Source organism: Halolamina salina, assembly GCF_042678005.1.
GTDB classification, from domain to species: Archaea; Halobacteriota; Halobacteria; order Halobacteriales; family Haloferacaceae; genus Halolamina; species Halolamina salina.
Map to the genome: position 1 here is coordinate 2,579 of NZ_JBHUDH010000146.1, position 2,406 is coordinate 4,984.

At 68.7% G+C, this 2,406-nt stretch carries 2 protein-coding genes and 1 pseudogene; all 3 read left to right on the top strand.

The features are described from left to right. The coding region (locus ACFR9S_RS12580) for a DUF4212 domain-containing protein (protein ID WP_379818804.1) at positions 1-406 on the top strand (406 nt) is incomplete at its 5' end. Positions 407-417: 11 nt separating this feature from the next. Continuing rightward, positions 418-2,058 (top strand): VC_2705 family sodium/solute symporter, encoded by a 1,641-nt coding sequence (locus tag ACFR9S_RS12585; RefSeq protein ID WP_379731795.1) that lies wholly within the window; start codon positions 418-420, stop codon positions 2,056-2,058. 3 nt (positions 2,059-2,061) lie between these two features. Further along, positions 2,062-2,406 (top strand): annotated as a pseudogene (locus ACFR9S_RS12590) (universal stress protein); the annotation flags it as partial.

Below are 2,406 nucleotides of genomic sequence, written 5' to 3' on the forward strand. Positions count from 1 at the left end.
CAAGACCGACGGCGGCGTCGCCGAGCGCGAGGCCGACGTGGACTACCTCGACACCGAGATCAACATCCTGAAGCCCGGGACGCCGTTCATGCGCGACCACCTGAAGCAGGTGTGGGCCGGCTTCGTCGCGTGGACGATCCTCACGTGGGGACCGGTGACCGCGACGTTCCTCGCGCCGGAGCTGATGACTCAGGAGATCCCGATCCTCCAGTTCCCGGCCCACTACTTCACCGTCGCGTTCGTCGCACCCACCAGTTCGCTCGTCCTCGCGTACATCTACACCCGACGGCGCGACCGGCTGGACGAGAAGTACGGCATCGATCACACCACGCCGGCCGGGAGCGAGACGGACACCTCGCCGCCCGAGGAGGGCGCCGCCGTCTCCGACGGGGGTGAGGCGGAGTGAACCTCGCCGCCGTGAACGCGGCCGTGCTGCAGTCGAACGAACTGCTGCCGGAGGCGCTGGACATCTCGTTCAAGCCGATCCCCGCGGTGCTGGTGATCGCGATGCTCGCGCTGTTCCTCGTCGTCGGCTACCTGTTCAAGGTCGCCGACACCGAGGGGATGTGGGTCGCGGGCCGCTCGATCGGCAACGTCGAGAACGGGATGGCGATCGGCGCCAACTGGATGTCCGCCGCCTCGTTCCTCGGGCTCGCGGGGCTGGTCGCCCTCTCGGGGTTCTACGGGCTGGCCTTTATCATCGGCTGGACGGCCGGCTACTTCGTCCTCCTGATCTTCCTCGCCGCCCAGATGCGGCGGTTCGGGAAGTACACCGCGCCCGACTTCGTCGGCGACCGCTTCAACTCCGACACCGCCCGCGCGCTGGGCGCGCTGACGACGATCCTGATCGGCTTCGTCTACTCGGTCGGACAGGCCCGCGGGATGGGGCTGGTCGGCCTGTACGTGTTCGGCACCGACTACGCGACGATGGTGCTGATCATGATGGCGATCACCGTCGCCTACCTCACCCTCTCGGGGATGATGGGGGCGACGAAGAACATGGCCGTCCAGTACGTGATCCTCATCGTCGCGTTCCTCGCGGCGGTGTACGTCGTCGGCTTCACCGGCGGCTACTCCACGGTCCTCCCGCAGATCGAGTACGGGGCGCTGATCAACGACCTCAACAGCGAGTTCTCCGAGCCGTTCGCGAACTCCTCGTTCTTCCTGTGGGTCGCGACGGCGTTCTCGCTGGTGTTCGGGACGTGCGGCTTGCCCCACGTGCTCGTTCGGTTCTACACCGTCGAGAACGAGAAGGTCGCCCGTCAGTCGACGGTGTGGGGGCTGTTCTTCATCATGATCCTCTACTGGGGCGCGCCCGCGCTGGCGGCCTTCGGCGTCGACCTCTACGACGCCTCCCAGTACGGCCCGACGTACGCCGCAGAGGGCGGGATGAGCGGCGGCGAGGGCGACCTGATCGTCGTGCTGGCCGCCCAGCTATCGAACCTCCCGACGTGGTTCGTCGGCCTCGTCGCCGCCGGCGGGATCGCCGCCGCGATCGCGACGACCGCGGGGCTGTTCATCACGGCCTCCTCGGCGGTTTCTCACGACATCTACACCAACATCATCAACCCCGACGCGACCCAGCGCGAGCAGGTGCTCGTCGGCCGGGCGACGATCGTCGTCCTCGGCGCGATCGTCAGCGTCACCGCGCTCGACCCGCCCGCGCTGGTGGGCGAGCTGGTCGCGCTGGCGTTCTCGCTCGCGGCGATCGTGCTGTTCCCGATGTTCTTCCTCGGCCTCTGGTGGGAGAACACCAACCGACAGGGCGCGCTCGCGGGGATGATCGTCGGCCTCACCATCTGGGTCGCCGCCGTGGTGAACGACCTTATCGTGCCGTTCAGCGACCTGTACGGCCAGGTGTTCCCGGCGATCGGGGCCGCGCTCGTCGGCACGCCGATCGTGTTCGCGATCACCATCGCCGTCTCCAAGGTCACCGAGGAGCCGCCCGAGGAGACCAAGCGGATGGTCCGCCAGTGTCACAGCCCCGAACCGATGTCCCGACAGGAGAGCGCCGAAGACGTCGCGACCGACGGGGGCGAGACCCCCGCGGACGACTGACCCATGTACGACGACATCCTCGTTCCGACCGACGGCAGCGACACCGCCGAGGCCGCCGTGGACCGCGCGGTCGACCTCGCCGCGAAGTACGACGCCACCGTCCACGCGCTGTACGTCATCGACGTGGACGCGGTGAACTACTCGCTGGGCACCGAGCAGGTCGACCGCATCCGGCAGGGCCACCTCGACGACATGCCCGAGGTGAAGCAGGCCGCCGACGAGGCGACGGGCTACGTCGCCGACGCGGCCGCGGCCGCGGGCGTGCCTGCCGAGGAGCACGTCCGCGCCGGCCAGCCCGCGCTGGCGATCCGTGACGCGATCGACGAACTCGGCGCCGACCTCGTCGTG